The following is a 24,061-nucleotide window of genomic DNA, read 5'->3' as shown; positions in this document are numbered from 1 at the left end:
GATGAACACATGAAGAAACTTTTTGGAGTAAGTGCATCGCTCGCTCTGGCTGTAAGCGTTTTCGTTTCTGGCTGCGCAAAAACCGATGTTGCACCCACAGCTTCCGCCACTGTAGCACCATCAACAGCAACAACAGCTGCCGCAGCTCCTACGCCGGAAGCCCAGAAGCCGGTTTCACTGAAGTTCTGGGGAGGCGTCCCGCCCGAAAGCGGTCCGCAAGAAGCCGTCGACAATTGGAATAAAGCAAACCCGAACATTAAGGTTGAATATATCCGTTATGTGAATGACGATCCCGGTAACTTGAAGCTTGAGACTGCTCTGCTCTCCAATACAGACGCACCGGACATTTATATGAACTACGGCGATGATAAAATGACGAAGCGCCAAGCCGCCGGCATGGCAGAGCCTCTCGATGATCTGATTGCCAAAGCGGGTTTTGACGTGGAAGGGGTTATCGGCAGCGCCAACATCAAGAAATTTGCCGACGGCAAATATTATTATCTGCCTGCCAACAAGAACGTCGGTGCCGTACTTTTCAATAAAAAGGCATTAGACGAAGCCGGCGAGAAGCTGCCCACCGCCTGGACCTGGGATGACTTCAGCGCTCTTGCAGCGAAGCTCAACAAAGGCGAGCGTAAAGGCACGATGCTTGACCCCGCCTTATCCACCTTTGGGGAAATTGTCCTGCAAACCGGCAAAGCCAAAGACTCCTTCATCGCGGATGACGGTACGTCCAACTTCAACAGCCCCGCTCTGAAGAAAGGTTTGGAGCTGCAACAGAGCTTGGAGAGCAAAGGCATCATGATGAAATATTCCGAAGCCGTCGCCGGTAAAATTACGGTGCAGAACGAGCTGCTGACGGGTAAAGCGGCTATGACGCCTTCTCAAATCTATATCATCCGTTATATCAAAGATACGAAAAGCTTCCCTCACGATTTCAAAGTAGCTTTCGCTCCGTATCCGCAATTCACAGCCGGCGGCAACGTGAACCCCGGCGGCGGTATGGGCGACTATATGTCCATTAACAAAAACAGTAAAAACAAAGATGCCGCCATGAAGTTTATTTCTTGGTACCTGCAAGAAGGCAACATGTCCATGGTTCCAGGCGGTCGAATCCCGACGAATAAAAAAGCCGATGCCGGCAAAATCGCTTCTATATTGATCGGCGATGCCAAAGATTTAATCGATGAAGATTCCTTGAAAGCATTGCTCGCTGGAAGCTACACATTCCCGACAGCTTACAATGTACCTGTCCCTACAGAACTGAAAGCCATCTACAAGGACGAAATGGAGAAATATTTACTCGGCGTCCAAGCGATTGATAAAACGCTCGAAACGATGAAAACCCGCTCCGATGCAACGATCAAAGGCGCAAAAAAATAAGCTCGTGTTGCCAAGGAAGCTGTCCCCACAAGTCATTCAGTGACCTGGGGATAGCTTTTTCATAAAGGAAGCTTAACACATGAAACGAAAGGATGACTCGCCATGAGACCATTCTGGCAAACCGCGAATTTCAGGGAAAATCTCGCCGGTTACCTGTTCATTTTACCTAATCTTACCGGGTATCTCGCCTTTATTTTATTGCCCATTCTATTCAGTCTTTATCTGGTCTTCGTTGACTGGGAGTACCTCAAAGGATTCGCCGGCATCACATGGGTTGGCTTCGATAATTTCAAAGCGCTGCCAAGTGATCCGAAATTTCTTAAATCGCTGCAAAATAATACCGTGTTTACCTTGGTCAGCGTACCCGCTTCCATCGTAATCGGCTTGTTCATGGCCGTGATTTTAAACAAATATGTGTTTTTTAAAAATACGTTGCGGCTGCTGATTTTTTTACCTTACGTCTCCTCCCTGGTTGCCGTCTCCGTCATTTGGAGCATCATGTATCGCGCAACGAACGGACCCATCAACCAGTTCCTGTTATCGATCGGCATCGAACATCCGCCAGGTTGGCTATCCAGTCCCAAATCCGCGCTTTTTGCCATTATTATCATGTCCGTATGGGTCACAATCGGTTATGCCATGGTTATTTATTTGGCTGGCCTGCAAGGCATTTCTAAAGATTTATATGAAGCAGCTGAGATTGACGGCGCCTCAAGGATGCGGCAGTTTTTCCAAATCACTGTTCCCATGCTAACACCGACAACCTTTCTCATTGCCATTACACTCATCATTTGGTCCTTCCAAGTATTCGGTCCAGTCGCCGTTATGACGCAAGGAGGTCCGATCGACTCAACGATGGTGCTGTCTTATCACATTTATCTGCTTGCTTTCCGTTTCTATAAAATGGGGTATGCCGCTGCGGTCTCGTGGGTCCTGTTCACCATTATCTTCATCATTACGCTCATCCAGTGGCAAAGCCAAAAGCGTTGGCAGGATCACTTCTAGCAAGAAAGGAGAACCATCATGGAAATGGAAACTACCTATCCGGTGCAATCCCCCCAACAAAAAACGCGCGCTAAAAACAAGCAGCTGCCTTGGGTTATCAAAGCCATCATTACCATCGTATTGGCAGCCTTCGCGCTAATCATGATACTGCCCTATATTTGGATGATCTCTACCTCTTTTAAAATCAATGGCGAAGTTTTCAAGTATCCGATTGATTGGATTCCAAAGACATGGCATTTTGAAAATTACAAGCAAGTGTGGACGGGTCCTAACCCTTTTTACCTGTTTTATTTGAACTCTATTAAAATTACCGGAATTACGGTTGCAGGCAACTTACTCACGAGTGCAATGGCCGGCTATGCCTTCGCCAAAATCCGCTTCAAAGGCCGCAACTTCTTGTTCCTGCTCTATCTATCAACGATGATGATTCCAAGCCAAGTACTCCTCCTTCCGCGCTTTATCCTGTTCGATTCGATGAAACTGATCAACACGCATTATTCACTTATTTTGCCGGGTTTGTTTACGGTATTTGGCACATTTTTGATGAGGCAGTTCTTCAGCACGCTTCCCAATGAACTGCTCGAGGCAGCACGTGTAGACGGAGCCGGGTACTGGCGCACCTTCTGGCAAATTTCATTGCCGCTGATCAAACCTGCCATCGTCACGCTGCTCATTCTCTCCTTCACTTCACACTGGAATGAATATGAAGGTCCGCTTATTTACCTCAGAGACAAACATCTGTTTACCATTCCGCTGGGGTTAACCAGCTACGTCGAAGAGTTCGGGACCAATTATGTCCTTACTATGGCCGCTTCGGTATCCGCTTTGCTGCCGCTTCTCATCGTCGTCATCGTCTGTCAGAAATGGTTCGTTGAAGGCTTCGCCAGCTCAGGGTTGAAGGGTTAGCAGGCAGCCTTTCGGTGAGGCGACGAGCTGGAAGGCAACGGGCGGGAAGGCAACTGCCAGAAGGGCTCCCCATAGGCCATTCTATCCAGAAGCTACTTGGATGGGTGTGGCCAAACAAGGGGGGCTTTTGTCCTCATTGGATGATTTCCAATGAACTGGCTTTATTAGCAGGCTAAAACTACCTCTCGTTGGACGAAATCCAACGAACTCCGCGTAAAGCCCCCATTACTGCCTTCAATTCTATCTCTGTCTTGGATTTCATCCAATGAGATTGCTGTTTCAGCAGCCAAAACCACACTTCCATTGGATTACGTCCAACGGAGGTGCCAATTCAATCGCGCTATCAGGCGACTCCGCGCTATTTACCCATACACACGAACTTCCACCACTTCCGCACTCGGACTCCCGTTCGTCGACTCGACGATCAACCGCAATCGCGCAGTTGAAACGTTGCTTGCCAACTCATGTCTCCGCGTCCTCCTCCGATTGTTCGTCTCACGCAGCAGAACGACCCACGTCCCGTCCACGCAAGCCTCAATCCGGTAGTCTTTCACCAATTCCGGCATGACATCAAAGGACGTCCTGAACGCATGCAAATTGATCAAATCCTGATTCACATTGTCATTGAAAGTCACTTGCACCCGCTTAATCTCCTTCGGCGCCTCCCATGCCAGCTCAAGCCACTCTTCCCTGCCTGCTGCCACCCTCTCCGACATCCACAGATGCGGCCCGCCGTAAGGACGCAGATAGCCGTCCGTCACACGCTCCGCCGAAAAAGCGCTTGTCGCTTCCGGTGCTCGGAAACAGATCGGCTTGCGGTCCAAGCCGCCCTTCATGCTCCACAGCACAACCGGCTGCTCCGGCTGATGATCCTCCAACTTCGGATCAACAATCGGCTTCGCGCCCTTAACGAATGCGATCGTCCCTGTTACCGGCTCATCCGCATGGTAAACCGTAACATGCTCGTTCGCTTTGACAATGACGAACGCGTTCTGCTCCACCTCCGGCTGCCAGCGCAGATCAAAAGCCACCCACTGCCGCTCACCGGCCGCAACACGTGCTGATGCCGCCGCAATCAAGCTCTTCGGCACGTAGTTCTCAGCGCGCCCCGTATCCCACAGCTCTACAGTCATCGTCGTAGCCTCCGAGACATCCGCCAGAAGCTCAAAGCCCCGCAGCGCCGGAGCTACTGGGAATAGCACAGCCACGTCCGTATGCAAGCGTCTGGGCTCCACAGTCCGCTCCACGCCCACCTGGCGTAACGTACTCGACGCCGTTACCTGGGCCCGGCGGGCCAAATCCGCTTCATCTTCGCTGCGCAAGCCGATGATCGAAGCATCCTGACGCAGCAATACCTGCTGCAGTTCCTTCAGATGCTTCTGATGCAGTTCGCGCGGCATCGCTTGCTTTTGCACGCACAGGGCCGCCCCCGTCCCTGCCGCCTCTCCAAGGACGGCGCACGTGGCCATGACCCGCGTCGTCCCGAAAGCAACATGCGAAGCGCTGATATTGCGTCCCGCCATCAACAGGTTGCTGACATTCACCGAGTACAGCGAACGAAACGGGATATGATAGACGCCATCGGCATGCAAGTGTTTAGAGCCGCTTTCCGCAGCGTACATCCCCTGCGGAGGATGCAAATCAATCGACCACCCGCCGAAGGCGATGCGGTCCTCAAAAGGCGTCTGCGCCATAATGTCGTTTTGGGTCAGTACATAATCGCCGAGGAATCGCCGGTACTCCCTTTTTCCGGGCAAAGCACCGACCCACTCAAGCGTCATCTGCTGCGCTTCGAAGTTGCCGGAGTTCTTAATATAGTCCCAAATTCCGTAGATAACCGACCATAGCTCATCACGAATCTTTTCATTTTCATGCACAGTGTCCAGCTCGCCGCCCCACTCGATCCACCAATAATGACAGCCTGAATCTCCGCTGCGTATAACTCTTTTGATCGGTATCGATGTCTTCGCAATATCTTGGGCAAAGCTCGGAGGATGGAATTGGACAGGATGGCCTGCATCTTTCGTGTAAAATAAAATTGTGCTGCCGAGCGTAATCCCGTCCGCCGCCTCCGGCGCCCAATCCTCGCCATGCTCCGCTCTCGCTTCGCGTCCAATCCGATACTTCGCGCCAGCAAGAAACCCGATCAGCCCATCCCCTGTGCAATCCAGGAACACTTCGCTTTCGAAACGAATTTTTCGCTCAGAACCCATCATCCAGCCCGTAACGCTGCGGATCATCCGATGATCCTCATCACCATCAGCTTCCACCTCATGAACGTCCGTGTTGAGAAAAAGCTGAATACGACTCTCGGCGCACACCGCTTCGAGCACCGTCAAATCCCATAAATACGGATTGCCGTCCATATTCTGAAATTGGTTGTGGACGAACAGCTCCCCCATAATGCCTGTTTCCCGCGCATAGCGGTTGACTCCGTGCCCTGTCGCACCGCAGACCCAAACACGCACCTCGCTGGAGGAATTTCCGCCTAATACAGGCCGATTTTGGACGAGCGCTACCGTTTGCCCAAGCCTTGCCGCAGCAATGGCAGCACACACACCAGATAACCCGCCGCCAATGACGGAGATATCCGTTTTTACGAGTTCCTCTTTCATTCACTTTTCCCCCTCAACGCTCGCTTATATCCTCATTTTAATGCATAGTAAACGCTTTACTCCATGCACGCAAACAACAAAAACATATACAAAATTTCATCCCTGTCTATCTTGCTTCTAAGGTTTCGTATATGCTAATCATGTGGGACAAATTGGCAGAAGCGAGGGACGAATCGTGCGCATACGCGAGATAACAAGCATGAAACCAGAAGTGATCAGCCATGTCTACTGGAAGGAGAAAGCCGCCTTTCAAGTTCATGTGGACATCAACGACTTCTGGGTGGTATTTGGCGTGGAAGATGGCAGTTTCACTTATAACATCGGTCCGCACGAAGGCACTGCTTCTTTCGGTGATCTCGTGTTTTGTCCGCCTGGTGTTGCTTTTCAGAGAGAAATGGTCCATCCCTCGTCTTTTCACGTTTTTTTACTGCGATGGGTCCATGAAGAGAACGGGGCTTTGGTTACGGAGGACAACATCCCTGCCGGCAAAGTAACCGTCCAGGATCTTCATCGGCTGACATCTACTTATACGTATTTGCGAAAGTGGATGGAGCTTCATACAGATGCCTCCACTGCATTACGCCATCACTTTGTGACGGATGTCTGGATGCAGGTTGTGGACGAGTGGCAGTCAGACTCGCGTACACATTCGGGTGAGGATTTCATTGTGCAGAAAGCCATTGATTACATGCTGGAGCATGCAGCATCCTCGTTCAATTTGAAACGGCTCGCCATGGAGCTGGGGCTGACACAGGTGCAGTTCACGCGGAGATTCAAAAGAACGACCGGCATGGCGCCGCTGGATTACCTCACTTCTTTGCGATTGCAGAAGGTACAGAAACTTTTGCTCGATAGCGACCTGACGCTGCAGCAAATTGCGGGACTATGCGGGTTCGAGAATGAATTCTACTTGAGCCGCGTGTTTAAGAAGCGCATGCGTATTACCCCTTCACATTACCGAAAGCTGCATCGGCTATGAATTCTTTTAAACGGAAACAATGGAAGTAAAGAGAGAGGTGTGATCTTATTGAACGTTCTTCTATTCGGAGCAACCGGCATGGTAGGGCAATCTGTGCTGCGCGAATGTCTCCTGGATCCTCGGATCAAGAGAGTAGTAACAATCGGGCGAAATGCGACTGGCCAGCAGCACTCGAAACTCAGCGAGTTCGTGCATGCGAATTTACTGGATTTATCAGCCTTGGAGGGAGAGCTTTCCGGGTTTGATGCTTGCTTCTTCTGCCTGGGCGTGTCTTCTGCGGGCTTGAGCGAAGAGAAATATACAGCGATAACGTACGATATAACGATGAGTGTGGCACAAACGTTAGTGAGGCTGAACCCCGCCATGACGTTCACCTATGTGACCGGAGCCGGCACGGATAGCTCTGAGCGTGGGCGCAGCATGTGGGCGCGGGTCAAAGGGAAAACAGAAAATGACCTGCTCAAGCTGCCTTTTAAAGCGGCGTACATGTTCAGACCTGGGGGCATCCTGCCCCTGCACGGCGTCAGATCCAAGACGAAGCTCTATCAGGCTGTATATACGATCATGAAACCTTTTTACCCGCTGCTGGAAAAATGGTTCCCGAATTCGGTCACGACCTCGGAAAAGGTTGGCCGCGCCATGATTGAAGCCGCTATTAACGGTTATCCCAAGCCGATTATTGAGAGCAGTGATTTGAATCGTTTCTAACTCATAACGCATGAACAAGGATCAGAAAAAGGACTCCTCGCGGAGTCCTTTTCGACGGTGACAAATTGATGGTACTTTTGCCTTGAAACCTACTTCGCTCGGTAACTACCTCATCACATTCCTGCAGTTTTTAGCTACATTAATGGCCTGCGGCACATCTCCTCGCTTTACGGTAGATTCAACAACAACTTCCCTGGTATTTCGTCTACATTGTATGCGACACAACACCTCTCTGAATCACCGTCGAAAATTAGTATGTCCGATCTCCGTTATCTTATACAAAACATCTCAAAATGATTGACGAATATATATGCTAAGAATATAATTGCTATAGCAACTAATTTTCGAGAGGAGGTTTGTGTTATGCAGATGGATCATTCCTTGGGGTTTATTCTGAATCATGCCGGGCGTCGAATGACACAGCTTTTGGGCTCTCAATTTCAGCCCTACGATATGACGACGGAACAGTGGGTCGTGCTTCATCGTCTGGCGTGCGAAGACGGTATTACCCAGAAACTGCTCGCAATTCGAGCGGAGAAGGATCAAACGAATATTACCCGAATCCTCGACCAATTGGAGCGCAAAGGAATGATTGAACGCCGCGCTAATGAAGCGGATCGCCGTTCCTTTCTGACGTTCATTACCGATCAGGGCAGAGCGATGAATGACATTCTCACCCCGATTGAGCAGAAGGTCATCGCTTCACTGCTTAGCGGCTTTACGGAGGAACAGGCTTCCCTGCTCAAGTCGCTGCTCATTCAAATCACCCGAGAAGCCAATGCACGCATTAAGGAAGTGGAGGAATCACAGTGAGTACCGAGACCGATCAGAAATTGTGGAATCGCGATTTTGTTGCTGTATGTCTCAGCAGCTTTTTTTTATTCATGACGTTTTATATTCTAGCCGTAACTTTGCCTATCTTTGTCACCGATACGTTGCATGCCGGGCAGCAGCAAATTGGCCTGGTGATGACAATCTTTATTATCTCAACCGTTATTTTACGTCCGTTAACCGGCAAGTGGATGGATGAGTGGAATCGGAAGAAGATCATCTCCTTCGCCCTTGCCTTGTTTATGATCTGCACCGCGATGTATCCTTTTATCCACCAATACGGTGTCTTGCTAGGCGTACGGTTCTTGCACGGCATCGGCTTTGGGATGGCTACCACAGCCGCGGGTGCTGTAGCCATTGATCTTGTGCCGGATCGCCGCAAGGGTGAAGGCATCGGCTATTTCAGCCTTTTCATGAGCTTGGCCATGGTTGTCGGACCGTTTCTAGGTTTAACCATTATGCAATCTAACAATAATGCGCTGCTGTTTGGCGTCTGTATCGTGTTCGCCGTTCTATCCCTTCTATTCGGGTTGTCCCTCCGCATTCCGCAGCGCGTTGTGCAGGCATCCGTGAAGCCGGAAAAGGGCTGGAGAAAATTCATCGAGCCGCGGGCAATCCCGATTTCCCTGACAGGCAGCGTGCTCGCTTTCTCCTATGGCGCCATCACAACGTTTCTGTCCGTTTATGCCAAAGCGAACGGATTGGAGAAATACGCCAGCTACTTCTTCATGGTCTTCGCTTTGATGATTGTCATTTCCAGGCCGTTTACCGGCAAATGGTTCGATCGTTCAGGACCTAACGGCTTGGTTTACCCAGGCGTTGTTTTGTTCACGCTGGGGATGATTGGCCTCAGCCTGACATCTTCCCCCGTGCCCTTTTTAGTGGCCGGCGGACTGCTGGGACTTGGCTTCGGCGCCATGCTTCCGAGCTTTCAGACCATCGCGATTCAAGCTGCGCCCGCTCACCGCAGAGGACTTGCCACCGGCACGTATTTCTTGCTCTTCGATACCGGCTATGGCATCGGCTCGTACGTGCTTGGCCTCGTCGCATCCAAAACCGACTATCATACGATGTACTTCGTCGCAGGCATCGTTGTTGCATGTTCGTCACTGTTGTATTACGGCCTGCATCACCGGAAATCGAGTGTCGCCCTGAAGTCCGGCACAGCGGCTTCTATGAAATAAACAAACGCCGTTTCTCACTAACACTTCTGAGTGGTAGAGAGGGACGGCGTTTTTATCATTTTCACAGGAATTTAACAGGGAATAGCAATTGACATTGAATTAACGGAATGATATAAAAAGTATGTGTAGCACTCAAGTAGAGAGAGTGCTAATATTGAACTATTGTTACATATCGAAAGGAGATTTATCCGTGGAAAAGAAACAGTTTCAGGCTGAGTCCAAAAGACTATTAGAAATGATGATTAACTCCATTTACACGCAAAGAGAAATCTTCTTGAGAGAGCTCATCTCCAATTCCAGCGATGCCATTGATAAAATTTACTACAAAGCGCTCACAGACGACTCATTGGTATTTGACAAAGACAGTTACTTTATTAAAGTCATTGCAGACAAAACGAACAGAACGTTAACGATCCGAGATACGGGTATCGGGATGACGAAAGAAGATTTGGAGAACAATTTAGGGATCATTGCGAAAAGCGGTTCTCTTGCGTTCAAAAAAGAAAACGAAGCCAAAGACGGCCATAATATCATCGGCCAATTCGGCGTAGGCTTCTATTCCGCGTTCATGGTAGCGGATGTTGTTACGGTGACAAGTAAAGCGCTTGGCAGCGACACAGCTTACAAATGGGAGTCCACTGGCGCTGATGGGTATACCATCGAAACAGCCGATAAAGATTCCGTTGGTACAGAAATCGTACTGCAAATCAAAGCGAATACCGAAGATGACAACTATGACGAATATTTGGACGAGTACCGCCTGAAAGCGATCATCAAAAAATATTCCGACTTCATTCGTTATCCGATCAAAATGGACGTTGCCGGCAAAAGACCCAAAGAAGGCACGGACAATGAATTCGAAGATTATCAAGAAGAGCAGCAGCTTAACAGCATGGTGCCTATCTGGAGAAAAAACAAAAGCGAACTAACGCCTGAGGATTATGAGAAGTTCTATCATGAGAAGCATTACGGCTTCGATAAGCCGCTTAAGCATATTCATGTTAGCGCGGACGGGGCTGTTGTCTACCAAGCGATCCTTTTCGTTCCGGAAAGCATGCCTTTCGACTACTATTCCAAGGAATATGAAAAAGGTTTGGAGCTATACGCCAACGGCGTTTTGATCATGAACAAATGCGCGGACCTGCTGCCTGACTATTTCAGCTTCGTGAAAGGGATGGTCGATTCCGAAAGCTTGTCTCTGAACATTTCCAGAGAGATGCTGCAGCATGATCGCCAATTAAAGCTAATTGCCAAAAACATTCAGAGCAAAATCAAAGGCCAACTTCAATCCATGCTGAAGGATGAGAGAGAGAAATACGAAACCTTCTACAAAGCGTTTGGCCGTCAGCTCAAATTCGGCGTCTACAGCGACTACGGCACCCATAAAGACGTTCTGCAGGACCTGTTGATGTTCCACTCCTCCAAGGAGAAAAAGCTCGTTACACTGGACGAGTACATCGCGAGAATGCCAGAAGATCAGAAATACATTTACTATGCATCCGGCGAATCCATGGAGCGCATCGATAAGCTTCCACAAACGGAGCTTGTTACGGATAAAGGCTATGAAATCTTGTATTTCACCGACGATATCGACGAATTCGCAATCAAAATGATCATGACTTACAAGGAAAAAGAATTCAAATCGGTTTCCAGCGGCGATCTCGGCATTGAAGCGGATGATAAATCCGAAACCGAAGCGGAAACAAACGATAACAAAGAGCTTTTCGAATACATGACCAGCTTATTGTCCGGTAAAGTTACGAACGTCAAGGCCTCCAAACGACTTAAAAAACATCCGGTTTGCCTGTCTACAGACGGTGATGTGACCATCGAGATGGAAAAAATCTTGAATGCCATGCCGAACAATCCGAATGTGAAAGCCGAAAAAGTGCTTGAAATCAACAGGAACCATGAAGTATTCGGCTCGTTGAAGGACGCTTTTGAAAAAGATAAAGAGAAGCTGAACCTTTACACAGCCCTCTTGTACAACCAAGCTCTCCTCATCGAAGGCTTGCCGCTTCAAGATCCGGTTGAGTTCACGAACGATATTTGTAAAATCATGGTGTAAATCCATGATCAAGAGCACTGCCGCCGCTATGGCTGCAGTGCTCTTTCTTGCCATCAGGAATGCTCATCCAGCCTAATCATCGGCTGCGCGGCTCTATCTTCACTCCGATTATTGGCCTCCATATTCGAATATACATAAGCCAGTAATCGATCTTGGTCAATTCCTAACGAATTGGCTACCTTCACAATATCTAATTCATAAGAAAAGCCTGGAATTTGATTGGATTTGACGGACATATGCTTCAACCATCCTTCGAATAGATGTAATAATTGGAAATAATGTGATATAGTTTTCTTACAAGCATTAATCGGCACGACAAAGGCAAAACCACTGAAAAGTGGTGACGCAAAGCTATAGGGACTAATTTGGCTTGATTTACATGTCCAAAATGTCAGCCAGCTGCCAAGACCGCCTCCGTCCGATTAATGTAGAAATGACTAGGAGGAGCTGATAAGGATGGAGAAGATTGTGTTGAATGGGAACATGAGCTTGGATGTGGAAAACTTGATTGCTAACCTGCATCTACCGGAAAGTGATATTTTGAACATGTTCTCCTTTAAGTTTAATAACAACCTGCTTACCCCCGAGGAATCAATTCGATTTATTCAATTTCTTAGGAGTGAACTGGACAAACGTACCCAATAACAGAATTATGCACGAATGCCCACAAAAATGCAGTCGGTTGGTGTCTATAGAATTATTTTTTTTAAAATCGAAGGAAATCGCGTCATGATAGCTTTTTAAGAATAAATATAGCAAAAAGACAACGGGAATCCCGCTGTCTTTTTCTTATTTTTTGTCACATTTAAGGTTTAAAGTTTAGTGGATTGAAACATTTTTTTGTACATGCTCTTTCTATATGCAATCATCCAGGAATTTCCAAATATACGACATATACTATACTAGATTACTAGATTAGTCCTTGGATTATGGATAGAAAGGGAGAATGACGATGAGTTCAGGTTTGATTACCTTGCATTTGACTGCAACCAGCACGGTTTCGGGGACCATTACTACAACGACCACCACGACCATTACGCCGCTGGTCAAACGCTTCACAGCCACTGTCGTCATAGGTAACATTCTCTCGGGCGTAACCACCATTCCCTCCACCAGCTTCAAGGATGACTCCGGCACGACTTTGCCTGCTAACGGTCTTACCGTTCCAGGCAGCAATGGATACTACAATGTATTCGTGAATGGCACTCTCATCGCTGGAGGGCTTACGACGCTAACAACGGCCAGTCTGGCTATTAACAATGCCCTTACGATTGGCGTTACGGTCGTCTTAGAGACGCTCTCCTTTACAGCTATCTCGTCTTCTACTTCAACGACAAATAATTTAGTAGTCACTACCGTTATTCATTCTAATTAACAAATAAAAGCCGATCTGAAGACGTTCAATCGAACGAATCAGAATCGGCTTTCTTTATTTGTCCCGGAGCAGGCCGGGATCATGCTTTCCCAATATTTGCGTTAACTCTTTGAGGAACATGTTAATGTCCTTGAATTGCCGGTAAACGGAGGCGAAGCGAATGTAAGCCACTTCATCGACTGGGTACAATTGCTCCATGACGATTTCGCCAATGCCTAAACTGTCTACTTCCGCATGAGCCGTCGTGCGAAGCTGCATCTCAACTTCGGATACGAGCATCTCGAGTCTCTCCATGGACACCGGACGTTTCTCACAAGCGCGTATTAAGCCTCTTAAAATTTTCTCACGACTAAATTCTTCCCTGCTGCCATCTTTTTTAATCACAATAAGCGGAGTTTCTTCCACCATCTCAAAGGTGGTGAATCTTCGGGCGCATTTCTCACATTCCCGGCGACGGCGGATCGATTTGTTTTCATTAGCTGAACGTGAGTCAAGCACTTTCGTACCGGAATAATCACAGAACGGACACTTCATTCGCTATCTCTCCTTTCTCTTCTATCTGATGGATTACCATATGTTACATGTCATGAACAATGAAGAAGTGCGCACAATACTAGTACCAACCGACAAGGAGGTGAACAGACATGAGCGCAGGAAACAGCAACACACTAGTTGTTCCTCAAGCTAACGCAGCGTTGGATCAGTTGAAATACGAAGTAGCCCAAGAACTTGGTATCTCTATCCCACAAGATGGATACTACGGTAACATGGCTACTCGTGACACTGGTGCCATCGGTGGTCACATTACTCGTCGCCTGGTGCAAATCGCAGAACAATCTTTGGCTGGTCAATTCAAGTAATCTTGAGTAGAAGTAGCCGCTGAATCTGCAAACGGGAAGCATTGGACTTTAAGCCCCCACAAAGGAGCTAGTCCAATGCTTCTTTGTTATGTAGAGACATCATTGCTCACTCTTCCATTGTTCGGAGTAAAGCTTAGTGTATTTCTCATAATAATAAATAACTCGTTGAACATAATGACGCGTTTCGCCGAATGGAATTTGGTCAATGCGTTCCTGTGAGCCGTCCCATACGTTCGTTTGCTTCCATTTATTCACATTCCCTTGTCCGGCATTATAAGCTGCAATCGCATAAATTAAATTTCCATTGTAATGCTTGTTCAGCCAGCTTAAATACCAAGAACCGAGATTAATGTTCACATCCGCTTTTAACAAATCTTCCTGGGTATGTGGTCCCAAATTGGTGGACTCCACAATCCAATCTGCCGTGTCTGGCATCAACTGCATAAGCCCCAAAGCACCTTTTCTTGATTCCAAATGATGCTTATAGTTCGTCTCCACCCTGATGATGGCCGCAATGAGAAAAGGGTCTATATTGTGCTTCGCCGCACTTTGCTTGATTTCCTGCTCAAAATAAATGGGATACAACTTTCTTCCTATAAAATCGCTGTTCATAAAGAGGACTAGAACGAAACAAACGAGTAAAAGGGCAAACACTCGTTTTTTGCGCAAGAACTTCATGAAAGCCCCTTCCCTAGCCAAAACCGTTCGACCTCAACAAAGGTGTCTTCCCAGGTTCCGCTGTTGTCGATCACGATATCCGCTAATTTGCGTTTTTCTTCTATCGACATTTGCGCGTTGATTCGGTTGTTGGCCGCGCTTTCCGTTAAGTTGTCCCTTCGCATTAAACGTTCCACCTGAATGTAAGGAGGCACATACACAACCAGAACCTCTTCGAACATAAAAGATAGATTCGATTCAAACAATAAAGGAATATCGACGACAACCAGTTTGTCAGGAAATTGCTTCTCATACGCTTCCATCTGTTCTCTGATCATCTTGCGGATCGGCGGATGCAAGATGTGTTCTAGTTGTTTACGGGCATCCGTATTACCAAAAACGATCTCACCCAGCTTTTTACGGTGCAGTGAGCCGTCTTCCTGAATGACCGCTTGTCCAAAATGCGCAGCAACCTGTTCGAGAACAGGGCTGCCGGGCTGGACAACATCGCGCGCGATTTGATCTGCATCTACTAATAGAGCGCCGCGGCTAACCAGCATGGCGCTAACTGTGCTTTTGCCGCAAGCGATTCCTCCTGTTAACCCGATATTCATAGGCAAATCTCTCCTAAATGTATTCCTGTTACTACAGCATTTTCAATAAACCCATAAGAATAAGTACACATCCCGGAAGAATCGATAACTTCTTCATCCATGTCATTTCCGCATAACGAAAGCCAATGCGCAAGCCTAGTGCAATAAACGAACCGCTCGAAATAGAAATAACGGATGCCGTTAACAAAGGAACAAAACCAATTAATGCAGCGCCAATCCCCGCTCCAAATGCGTCCAATGAAAGGGCTAGCCCTAGCAAAGTAGCCTCGGAAGCTGAAATATTACCCGATTTATCCACATCAGCGATGGAGGGTGTACGCAAAATTTGAATAACCAAACCAAAACGCTTGAGTTCAATATTCAGGATTTCCTTCGTCCTTTGCAGCGTATCGAGTGTGGCAGGCTCATTGCCGGAAGGGGGAATACTGCTCAGAGATATCTGGTCGTCAGATGACTTGGCTGTCTCTTGGAGATCCTGCGATTTCTGTTGTCTCTGTTGGTAAAGCGCCCAAATGCCAATCCCGATCAGAATGAGTGCACCGATCCGTTTGGCAAACTCGGGAGACATAAAAGAAGACATCAGGACACCAATTTGCATCGAACTATAAATAATGATACCAGACCAAAGGGATATAATACCAATAGACAGAAATGGGATTCGAATTTTGCGTAATCCGTACATGACGCCAACGCCGAAACCGTCCAATGAAACTGCGAAAGCCAGAACCAGTAAAGAAAGCACCGGAAGCATAATACCCCTCCTAAGAGTTTTACCACTGACGACAATAAGCTGGATAGCAGCACATCATCTGGGCTAAGTACTCCATATCATATGGGAAGGGCGCGCTTCACGTGCCTATTTCTCAGACTTCTTTATGATTCTCTTTCGCTTTAACGGTTGACAGGTTGGACAAATGTGCGTTCCGCGACCGCCCACCACGGTTTTGTAGATTTCGCTGCCGCATGTTTTGCAGCTTTGCGACTGTCTGCCATAAATGTTCAGCTGATGCTGGAATAAGCCGATTTCACCTTGGCCGTTGACATACGATTTGATGGAAGATCCCCCCACCTCAACGGAATCGCTCAACGTACGAATAATCGCCTCATGCAGCAGCATGAGCTCCTTCTTGCTGAGCGACGACGCCTCGCGTTCCGGATGGATACCGGCAAGGAAAAGGGACTCGTCTACATAAATATTACCGATGCCGACAATATATTCTTGATTCAGGAGCAGCGGCTTTATCTTCGTCTTTTTGTGGGCGATCCGGTTCCGGAAAGCTTCCAATGTGAAGGCCTCATCCAGCGGCTCCAAACCAAGTTTATGCAGCGGCGGCTGTGTAAGCTCTTCCCCTCTCGGGAACAAATGCATCGTGCCGAATTGTCTCACATCCTTGTACCGCAGCTCGCTGCCGTCGGTAAACCGAAATAGCACATGCGTATGAGACTCCAGCGGATCTTCCGAGCTGTACAGGCCATAGCGGCCTTCCATCCGCAGATGTGAGACCATGACGTAATCCGTTAAAACAAATCGTAAAAACTTGCCTCTGCGCTCAATCGTTTCGATCTGCTGCCCTTGCAGCAGCACTTCAAACATCTGAATATCATCAGGTTTCTGTATAATGCGGGGCAGTCTGACCTGAACCTGCTCGATCGTTTTACCGGTGATCAGATTGTTCAGTGTGCGCTTGACCGTCTCGACTTCGGGTAGTTCAGGCACGGATGTTCACCTCTTTTGAATTTGTTCAGCTTCCTTACTTGGCGTCATACCAAGTAAGGCCATAATCAACGTCCGCACTTAGCGGCACGTCCAGTTTCAATGCCCCTGCCATGACTTCCGGCACCAGGCGGCGCATCGTCTCGAGTTCCTCTTCCGGGACCTCGAAGACGAGCTCATCGTGTACTTGAAGCAGCATGCGGCTCTTCAAGCCCTCTTTCTTCAAGCGGGCATCCATCTGCACCATAGCAAGCTTAATGATGTCTGCCGCCGTACCTTGAATCGGCGTGTTCATCGCGGTACGCTCCGCAAAGGAGCGGAGGTTGAAGTTCGAGTGCGTAATCTCCGGCAAATACCGGCGGCGCTGCAGCAGCGTCGTCACGTAGCCGTCTCTGCGCGCATCCTTCACGATATCGTCCATATATTTGCGTACGCCTTGGAAGACAGCAAAGTATTGTTCAATGAACTGTGCTGCATCCCGGCGAGTAATGTCCAAGTTCTGAGACAAGCCATAGTCGCTGATCCCGTAAACGATCCCGAAGTTAACGGCTTTGGCCTGACGGCGCATATTCGCATCGACAGCGCTCTCTTCCACCCCGAAGACGTCCATCGCCGTCTTCGTGTGGATGTCCATATTCTGAAGGAATGCTTCCTTCAGCTTCTCATCCTGCGAGATGTGCGCCAGCACGCGCAGCTCGATCTGCGAGTAATCCGCAGCGAGAATGTACCATCCGGGCTCGGATGGCACGAACACTTTGCGGATCTTCCGGCCCTCCTCCAGACGAATCGGAATGTTCTGGAGGTTGGGGAACTGGCTGCTGAGCCGTCCTGTGGCGGCAATGGTCTGCCGGTAATAGGTGTGCACCTTACCGGTCTCCGGCCGCACCTCTTTCAGCAGCCCTTCGACGTACGTCGATTGCAGCTTCGCCAGCTGACGGTAGTTCAAGATCTGCCCGACCACTTCGTTGTAGGGCGCGAGGCGCTCCAGCACCTCGGCATCGGTCGAGTAGCCGGTTTTGGTCTTCTTCCAAGCTGGCAGCCCCAGCTTCTCGAACAGAATCTCGCCAAGCTGCTTCGGCGAGTTGATGTTGAACTCGACGCCGGCGAGCTTGTAAATGCTGGACATAATTGTGTCCAGTTTATTGACGAGCTCCACGCCGAGCGCTTTAAGCCCTTCGGCATCTACGGCGATGCCGCGCAGCTCCATCTCTGCCAGCACGCTGGCCAGCGGCTGCTCCAGTTCATAGAAGAGCTGATGCATCTCGCCCTTCTCCAGCTCTTCCGCCAGCACCGGCACCAGGCGCGCGGTTGCCATTGCTTTGCGTCCCAAGTGGTCGCTAAGCGCCGTTAGCTCCGGCAGGCGGAATTTCGCGCCTTTGCCGAACACGTCTTCGTCTGCCTTCAGACCCGGCAGGCTGTATTTCGCCGATAAGCCGCTCAACGTCAGATTCGACTCCGTTGGGTCGAGCAGGTAAGCGGCGAGCAAGACGTCGAACTCCACGCCTTTGAGCGCGATGCCCTGCCAAGCCAGGGCGAGAATCGAGCGATGCAGATCGAAGAGCTGCTTCTTCTTCGAATCATCCGCCAGCCATGCGCGCAGCGGCTCGCCAGCTTCTCCTTTGAGCAGCTGGAATGGCACGTAATAGGACGTATTCACGTCCTCATCATGCGTAAACCAAACTACGCCGACACCTGCGGCTTGATGTGGATTTTCACCGACAGCTTCCACATGGATCACTCCGCTGTCGCTTAATTTGCCAACTAACTCACCCACATTGGCTTCCGTAACGACAACCGCTTCCATGCTTTCAACAACTTGTCCTTCCGCTTCCAAGTCCACAACGCCGAAATCCATTTTCTCCAGCAAGGATTTAAATTCGAGCTTACGGAACATGCCAGCCAAGGCTTGTCCATCAAATCCATCGTAACGGAACGTATCCCACTCGGTTTCCATCGGCACTTCACGGAAGATCGTCGCGAGTTCTTTACTCATGATCGCGTCTTTCGCGTGCTCCTCGACCTTTTCTTTCATCTTGCCCTTCAGGCTGGCTGTATTCGCAAGCACTTCTTCAACCGTGCCGAATTCATGAAGCATCTTGAGCGCCGTTTTCTCTCCAACTCCCGGAATGCCGGGGATGTTATCTGACGTATCGCCCATGAGTCCCTTTAGATCAATAATCTGCGCAGGTGTAAGACCGTACTTCTCTTTGATCTCAGCCGGGTTATATAGCTCAACTTCTGTGATTCCTTTGCGCGTTATCGCAACTGTGACGTGATCGGAAGCGAGCTGCAGCATATCCTTATCTCCGGAGACAAGAAGCACTTTCTCACCTTTGGCGTCTGCCGCTTTGGTCAGCGTGCCGATGATGTCGTCAGCTTCATAGCCGGATAACTCAAACTGCGGAATTTTGAACGCTTTCAGCAGTTCTTTGATCAGCGGAAATTGTTCGGAAAGCTCTGACGGCGTTTTGGCCCGTCCGCCCTTGTATTCCGTATATTCTTTATGTCGAAACGTAATCTTCCCGGCATCAAAAGCAACAAGAAAATGCGTCGGCTTTTCTTCTTCTATTAATTTGAGCAGCATGGTTGTAAAACCATAAACGGCATTCGTGTGCAATCCGCTAGAATTGCTGAGAAGCGGTAAAGCATAGAAAGCTCTGTTTGCAATCGAATTTCCATCAATAATAATAAGCTTATCCATAAGTTCACACCCCGTTTTTAGACATACTTCCTTCATCATAGCATACGAAATTAAAATAAAAAAACGCTAGCGCACATAAACATGTAAGGAATCCATTAATCGATGTTCCCGTCTTCAAAAGGAGGTTCTCCGAATGAGCCCTTTTTTCTCACCAACACGTAAAAAGGTTATATTTTTCGATATGAACAATACGATTCTGGATCGCAGACAATGCTTTGACTCTGCATTCCTTGAGGTCATGAATGACTACACGGCGAGGTGGGAGCCGGACGAAACTCTCTTCACAGCCCAAGACGTTCTTCAGAGTTATAAAATGGAATGGAGCCGGCACCGCAAAGCACCGGTGCGCAGCCCCCTATCGCCGGATGAGCTGCGGCACATTTGTTTGCGCAAGGCGCTGCATCCTCTGCCAGTAAATGTGAGCACGGCGTTTACCCGAGCTTTTTTCGAACAGGTCGAGGAGCAAGAAGATCATTTCGTTGCGCTTTTTCCCGGCGTAGAGGACACGCTTGAGGCGTTATCCCATAATTATAAGCTAGCCATTATCAGCAACGGAAACCGCAGAAGATTGCAGAGCAATTTGGATAAATTGAAGTTGACCCGGTGGATTACCGAGGATCGCTTATTTAGCTCGGAGAAGGACGGTCCGCGTAAACCGCACCCGGCTATATTTGAGAGGGCTCTGAAGACCATGAACGCGGCTTCAAGCCAAAGTGTGATGGTTGGCAACTCGTGGCGCAATGACGTGGTAGGAGCCGCGTCCAGCGGTCTGGACGCTATCTGGATCCATCCCGGGAATATGAAGAAAATTTCCGAACGGCGAATCGGCAAACAGAAGGTCGTTATCATCCGTTCATTTAAACAGTTGATCTACACCTTCTAAACGTGTTCACCCTATATTTTGGAAATAATAAATGCTGCCTGGATAGGCCTTGGCTTTCTTCTTAAGAACAGCCGCGGTTTGTGAAATATGTTCAAGTGAAATGGGAGATTCACAGATGCAAACGACTAACGACAGCGACAGTGTGACTCCCTCGCTTTTGACCTTATTGCCGCTACGGTCCCATACATACTCCCATTCCTCATCTTCATAGAACATCTGCACGCCCATTTCGAACCTGCGAATCATTTCCTGGCACAGAAGCTCTGGCTCATCCGTAGAAGAAATCGCGATAAAATCATCGCCTCCCACATGCCCCACGAAATCAAGAGGGGTCCCGCAAACCGAAATCGCCTGCTGCATAACATCAGCGGTATATTGAATCAGTTGATCCCCTTTTTGAAAACCGAACCTGTCATTGAACCATTTGAAATAATCCAGATCCGCATAGACAACATGGAATGGCTTACTTTCATGAATCCGTTTATTCAATTCCCTATTAATTTGCAAATTCCCCGGCAGGCCCGTTAACGGATTCGCCACTCGGGCGGACTCCATCCGAACATTGGTGATACTCTCCAGAATGGCTCTGATCGAAGCAATACCCGCCATTTTTCCGTTGCTTGTAATGATGACGAGGTCATATAAATGATGAATCGACCGCGAAGTCGCCATCTGGGACACCTGCTCGACGGAAATAAACTCGTCCACAATGAGCGGCGAGTCGTCCATAATATTGTCAATCGTCCGGTTCCAAAACAAAGAGAACGCATATTGTCCCGCCAACTGCTGGAACAAGCGATCTCTCATCATAAGGCCAACCGGTTCTTCTTCACTAACGATGACAGCTCCCACTGATTCCTGGTTTTTTTTGAAATAGTCCGCCACTTCCGAAATAGGCGCTTTCTTATCGAACACTTTCACCGGTGTTTTGAGATCGCCAATGGCCCAGGTCATATGTCCTCCTTGTACTTTGCGCTGCTGCCAAATCAACATCTTCAAGCTGTCTTGAATCGTTGCAGGATCCGCCTGTGGTCTGCCCAGCAAAAAACCTTGGGCATAGTGCACCCCAAGCCTCGCCAATTTGGTCAGTTCATCGACATGTTCAATACCCTCAGCGATCAACGAGATGTTCATTTTTTGCGCAAAAGTAACGAATGTTTCCAATATGTACTCTTTGACTTTATTGATATGAATATCCTGGATGAGCGACCGGTCGATCTTGATAAAATCCGGTTGAAGCTCAGCGATAGCTTGCATGGACGAATATCCGGCTCCGGCATCATCGATTGCAATCCGATAACCTTGTTTGCGGTAATGCGCCAATATTTTTTGAGCTAAGGAGAAATCTTCAATCGAGGTTCTTTCTGTTATTTCAAAAACAACGTTGTTTGGACGAAGCCCGTATTTCTGTAAAATTTCCAGCGTTTTCCCCGGAACGAACCCAGGATCATACAACACATGAGAAGAAATATTAATAAAAAGCAATTGCTGCGGATGCTCCAGAATTGAACCTTGAATCGCTTTCTCCCGTGCCAACTGTTCCAGCTTGTACAACTCACCGTGCTGCTCTGCGAATTGAAACATGGTTAGCGGCGAGTGAAAGTTACTATCTTTGGGACCACGAATTAGTGCTTCGTACCCCATTACTAGACCATCTTGCATAGAAACAATAGGCTGATAGACTGAATAAATGGAACCTTTTTCAATGATATCGTAAAATTGGAGGAGCTCTTCTGACTGAATACCCATGTCCATCATCCCTTGCGTCATTTAAGTTTATTATCAGTCTATCAAACCAAATGGCAGGCTTTATTATCAATATGTAAAATGTGTGTAAAGAGTTCAAATAAAAAAGAGGGAATTGCCTTTTTGCCACGAAAAAATAGAAGGACGATTGCTAGGTGCGTACAAAGGCTTGTACAAGCACGGAAAGGATTTGAAATGGAACAACAAGTCAAAATCTTGGCGGTAGATGACCGCTACGAGAACTTGCTGGCTCTCAATAGCATTCTGGCCTCTTCCCACTATGACGTGATTTCGCTGCAATCGGGTGAGGAAGTTCTTCGATATTTATTAAAGGAACCCGCCGATCATATTGCTGTCATTCTCATGGATGTTCAAATGCCTGGACTCAGCGGCTTTGAAACGGTTGAGCTGATCAAACAGCGCAAAGCCTGTCAGGATATTCCGATCATCTTCTTAACCGCCCTCAGCACATCCATTGAGCATGTTCTAAAAGGATATCATGTGGGCTCCATTGATTACTTGTTCAAGCCTGTTCATCCCGAAATGCTGCGCATGAAAGTCGATGCTTTCGTCAATATGCATTTGGGACATCAGAAAATCAAATTTCAAAGCGAGCTGCTGCACAAACGGACGCTTGATCTCGAAGAGACGAACCGTAAACTGGCGGAAGCTGAGGAGAAACTGAAGCAGCAGAATTCACTTCTGGAACAATGGGTCGAAGAACGGACTACGGAACTAGTAGATGCCCATGAGAAGCTGCTGAAGTCTCAGGACCATTTTCAGAAAATGTTCATGCTCTCCCCTTCTTTGATGGCCATTCGCCGTCTGCCGGATCTTACTTATATCGAAATAAATGAAAGCTGGAAGCAATATACGGGGTATGGCGACGAAATCATCGGCACCAATATGGATTTATTACGATCGGATTCCGGGGAATCTATCAGCTACGATGAAGTGATTCATAATTGCAAAGTAAAGTATGAAACCAAATCCAAGGAGACTCGAACGGCACTTCTCTCTACGGAGATCATCGATATTGAAAATGAGAGCTGCTTGCTTCAGGTGGCCGTCGACATTACGGAAAGCTTGCGCTTTGAGACGGAAATGGCTCGACTTGCTCAGCTGAATCTGGTTGGGGAAATGGCGGCTGGCATCGCCCATGAAATTCGCAATCCGATGACAACGATCCGCGGCTTTTTGCAATTGTTTCGTGAAAACGATCGCAATATGCAAAAAGAATATATCCCGATTATGCTCGAGGAGCTGGATCGCGCCAACGAAATTATTACCGAATATTTGTCGTTAGCCAAAAACAAACAGTCCCATCAACAGCCGGATCAAATCAACCGGATCATTGAAATGCTCCTTCCACTCATCCAAGCTGAAGCTGTCATGTCAGGCAAGCATGTTCAGTTCCAATTTGTCGATTGCCCGGTTATTCACCTTGATGATAAAGAGATGCGGCAGCTTATTCTCAATATGTGCATGAACGGGCTTGAAGCCATGACGATTGGCGGAACGCTTACGATCCAAACTTTCGAAGAAAACGGCTATGTTGTCTTGCTCATTTCGGACGAGGGGACAGGCATTGATGAGAAGCATCTGGAGAAGCTTGGACGCCCTTTCTTCACCACGAAGGATGAAGGCACAGGTCTTGGTTTAGCCATTTGCTACAGCATCGCTGCCAGGCATCGTGCATCGATTGAGGTCCAATCCAGCTCGGAGGGGACAACCTTTCTTATTCGCTTCCCAATTCCTGAATGAGCCGCGGCAACGAATTCCTTCGTGGCACATGGGATCAAAAAAAGACCGTAAACCAAGCGGAATCCGCT

At 48.3% G+C, this 24,061-nt stretch carries 22 protein-coding genes and 1 riboswitch; of the genes, 13 read left to right on the top strand and 9 right to left on the bottom strand.

What is annotated here, in order from left to right; genetic code table 11:
• Positions 1-9: 9 nt before the first annotated feature.
• From AC3WTJ_RS21430 to AC3WTJ_RS21420, 3 genes are all read left to right on the top strand, one after another.
• Positions 10-1,383 carry an ABC transporter substrate-binding protein gene (locus tag AC3WTJ_RS21430; RefSeq protein ID WP_492523555.1) on the top strand — a complete coding sequence of 458 codons (1,374 nt, stop codon included), beginning with the start codon at positions 10-12 and terminating at the stop codon, positions 1,381-1,383.
• 102 nt (positions 1,384-1,485) lie between these two features.
• Positions 1,486-2,388, top strand: a complete 903-nt coding sequence (locus AC3WTJ_RS21425) for a carbohydrate ABC transporter permease (protein ID WP_492523554.1) — start codon at positions 1,486-1,488, stop codon at positions 2,386-2,388.
• A gap of 18 nt (positions 2,389-2,406) precedes the next feature.
• Entirely contained in the window at positions 2,407-3,294 is an 888-nt protein-coding gene (locus AC3WTJ_RS21420; protein WP_492523553.1) for a carbohydrate ABC transporter permease, read from the top strand.
• Between the two features lie 362 nt (positions 3,295-3,656).
• Here the strand turns inward: AC3WTJ_RS21420 and AC3WTJ_RS21415 are convergent, their stop codons facing one another.
• Positions 3,657-5,909 (bottom strand): FAD-dependent oxidoreductase, encoded by a 2,253-nt coding sequence (locus AC3WTJ_RS21415; protein ID WP_492523552.1) that lies wholly within the window; start codon positions 5,907-5,909, stop codon positions 3,657-3,659.
• 199 nt (positions 5,910-6,108) lie between these two features.
• Here AC3WTJ_RS21415 and AC3WTJ_RS21410 point away from each other — a divergent pair, with 199 nt between their 5' ends.
• The 5 genes from AC3WTJ_RS21410 to htpG all read left to right on the top strand — a co-directional run bounded on the left by AC3WTJ_RS21410 (position 6,109) and on the right by htpG (position 11,679).
• Complete coding sequence (locus AC3WTJ_RS21410) at positions 6,109-6,888, top strand: helix-turn-helix domain-containing protein (protein ID WP_492523551.1); 780 nt, start codon at positions 6,109-6,111, stop codon at positions 6,886-6,888.
• Positions 6,889-6,936: 48 nt separating this feature from the next.
• The gene (locus AC3WTJ_RS21405; protein WP_492523550.1) at positions 6,937-7,596 is read left to right on the top strand and encodes an NAD-dependent epimerase/dehydratase family protein; all 660 of its coding nucleotides are present in this window, start codon (positions 6,937-6,939) and stop codon (positions 7,594-7,596) included.
• Positions 7,597-7,959: 363 nt separating this feature from the next.
• Positions 7,960-8,409 (top strand): MarR family winged helix-turn-helix transcriptional regulator, encoded by a 450-nt coding sequence (locus AC3WTJ_RS21400; protein ID WP_492523549.1) that lies wholly within the window; start codon positions 7,960-7,962, stop codon positions 8,407-8,409.
• Positions 8,406-9,611 (top strand): MFS transporter, encoded by a 1,206-nt coding sequence (locus tag AC3WTJ_RS21395; RefSeq protein WP_492523548.1) that lies wholly within the window; start codon positions 8,406-8,408, stop codon positions 9,609-9,611. Before AC3WTJ_RS21400 ends, AC3WTJ_RS21395 begins: the two co-directional genes overlap by 4 nt.
• Positions 9,612-9,801: 190 nt before the next feature.
• Entirely contained in the window at positions 9,802-11,679 is a 1,878-nt protein-coding gene (gene htpG, locus AC3WTJ_RS21390) for a molecular chaperone HtpG (protein ID WP_492523547.1), read from the top strand.
• Between the two features lie 53 nt (positions 11,680-11,732).
• Here the strand turns inward: htpG and AC3WTJ_RS21385 are convergent, their stop codons facing one another.
• Positions 11,733-11,915 (bottom strand): hypothetical protein, encoded by a 183-nt coding sequence (locus AC3WTJ_RS21385; protein ID WP_407871386.1) that lies wholly within the window; start codon positions 11,913-11,915, stop codon positions 11,733-11,735.
• A 74-nt stretch (positions 11,916-11,989) separates the two neighbouring features.
• Positions 11,990-12,086, top strand: a riboswitch (cyclic di-GMP riboswitch).
• A 49-nt stretch (positions 12,087-12,135) separates the two neighbouring features.
• Here AC3WTJ_RS21385 and AC3WTJ_RS21380 point away from each other — a divergent pair.
• The gene (locus AC3WTJ_RS21380) at positions 12,136-12,324 is read left to right on the top strand and encodes a hypothetical protein (RefSeq protein WP_127458072.1); all 189 of its coding nucleotides are present in this window, start codon (positions 12,136-12,138) and stop codon (positions 12,322-12,324) included.
• A gap of 307 nt (positions 12,325-12,631) precedes the next feature.
• Positions 12,632-13,054 carry a DUF4183 domain-containing protein gene (locus AC3WTJ_RS21375; RefSeq protein ID WP_492523546.1) on the top strand — a complete coding sequence of 141 codons (423 nt, stop codon included), beginning with the start codon at positions 12,632-12,634 and terminating at the stop codon, positions 13,052-13,054.
• Between the two features lie 54 nt (positions 13,055-13,108).
• Here the strand turns inward: AC3WTJ_RS21375 and nrdR are convergent, their stop codons facing one another.
• Positions 13,109-13,588: a transcriptional regulator NrdR gene (gene nrdR, locus AC3WTJ_RS21370; protein ID WP_127458074.1), complete on the bottom strand. Its 480-nt coding sequence runs from the start codon at positions 13,586-13,588 to the stop codon at positions 13,109-13,111.
• Between the two features lie 110 nt (positions 13,589-13,698).
• Between nrdR and AC3WTJ_RS21365 the strand changes: the two genes are divergently transcribed.
• The gene (locus AC3WTJ_RS21365) at positions 13,699-13,914 is read left to right on the top strand and encodes an alpha/beta-type small acid-soluble spore protein (protein WP_127458075.1); all 216 of its coding nucleotides are present in this window, start codon (positions 13,699-13,701) and stop codon (positions 13,912-13,914) included.
• A 99-nt stretch (positions 13,915-14,013) separates the two neighbouring features.
• Here AC3WTJ_RS21365 and AC3WTJ_RS21360 read toward each other — a convergent pair whose 3' ends face one another.
• From AC3WTJ_RS21360 to polA, 5 genes are all read right to left on the bottom strand, one after another.
• Positions 14,014-14,592: a lytic transglycosylase domain-containing protein gene (locus tag AC3WTJ_RS21360; RefSeq protein WP_492523545.1), complete on the bottom strand. Its 579-nt coding sequence runs from the start codon at positions 14,590-14,592 to the stop codon at positions 14,014-14,016.
• Complete coding sequence (gene coaE, locus AC3WTJ_RS21355) at positions 14,589-15,185, bottom strand: dephospho-CoA kinase (protein WP_492523544.1); 597 nt, start codon at positions 15,183-15,185, stop codon at positions 14,589-14,591. The genes AC3WTJ_RS21360 and coaE overlap by 4 nt, the downstream gene beginning before the upstream one ends.
• 31 nt (positions 15,186-15,216) lie before the next feature.
• Positions 15,217-15,936 carry an MntP/YtaF family protein gene (locus tag AC3WTJ_RS21350; protein WP_127458078.1) on the bottom strand — a complete coding sequence of 240 codons (720 nt, stop codon included), beginning with the start codon at positions 15,934-15,936 and terminating at the stop codon, positions 15,217-15,219.
• Positions 15,937-16,041: 105 nt separating this feature from the next.
• The gene (mutM, locus tag AC3WTJ_RS21345) at positions 16,042-16,902 is read right to left on the bottom strand and encodes a DNA-formamidopyrimidine glycosylase (RefSeq protein ID WP_492523543.1); all 861 of its coding nucleotides are present in this window, start codon (positions 16,900-16,902) and stop codon (positions 16,042-16,044) included.
• A gap of 34 nt (positions 16,903-16,936) precedes the next feature.
• Positions 16,937-19,600, bottom strand: a complete 2,664-nt coding sequence (polA, locus tag AC3WTJ_RS21340) for a DNA polymerase I (protein WP_492523542.1) — start codon at positions 19,598-19,600, stop codon at positions 16,937-16,939.
• Positions 19,601-19,733: 133 nt separating this feature from the next.
• On the opposite strand from polA, the gene AC3WTJ_RS21335 reads away from it, so the two are divergent.
• The gene (locus tag AC3WTJ_RS21335; RefSeq protein WP_492523541.1) at positions 19,734-20,483 is read left to right on the top strand and encodes an HAD family hydrolase; all 750 of its coding nucleotides are present in this window, start codon (positions 19,734-19,736) and stop codon (positions 20,481-20,483) included.
• Positions 20,484-20,489: 6 nt separating this feature from the next.
• On the opposite strand, the gene AC3WTJ_RS21330 is transcribed toward AC3WTJ_RS21335, so the two are convergent.
• Complete coding sequence (locus AC3WTJ_RS21330; RefSeq protein WP_492523540.1) at positions 20,490-22,232, bottom strand: GGDEF domain-containing protein; 1,743 nt, start codon at positions 22,230-22,232, stop codon at positions 20,490-20,492.
• Between the two features lie 192 nt (positions 22,233-22,424).
• Between AC3WTJ_RS21330 and AC3WTJ_RS21325 the strand changes: the two genes are divergently transcribed.
• The gene (locus AC3WTJ_RS21325) at positions 22,425-23,993 is read left to right on the top strand and encodes a response regulator (RefSeq protein WP_492523539.1); all 1,569 of its coding nucleotides are present in this window, start codon (positions 22,425-22,427) and stop codon (positions 23,991-23,993) included.
• The last annotated feature ends 68 nt before the right edge of the window (positions 23,994-24,061 follow it).

The sequence above is a fragment of the Paenibacillus sp. FW101-FHT12H11 genome (genome assembly GCF_058790355.1).
The sequence above is the reverse complement of the archived record's forward strand: the minus strand, read 5'-3'. Positions and strand labels throughout refer to the sequence as shown.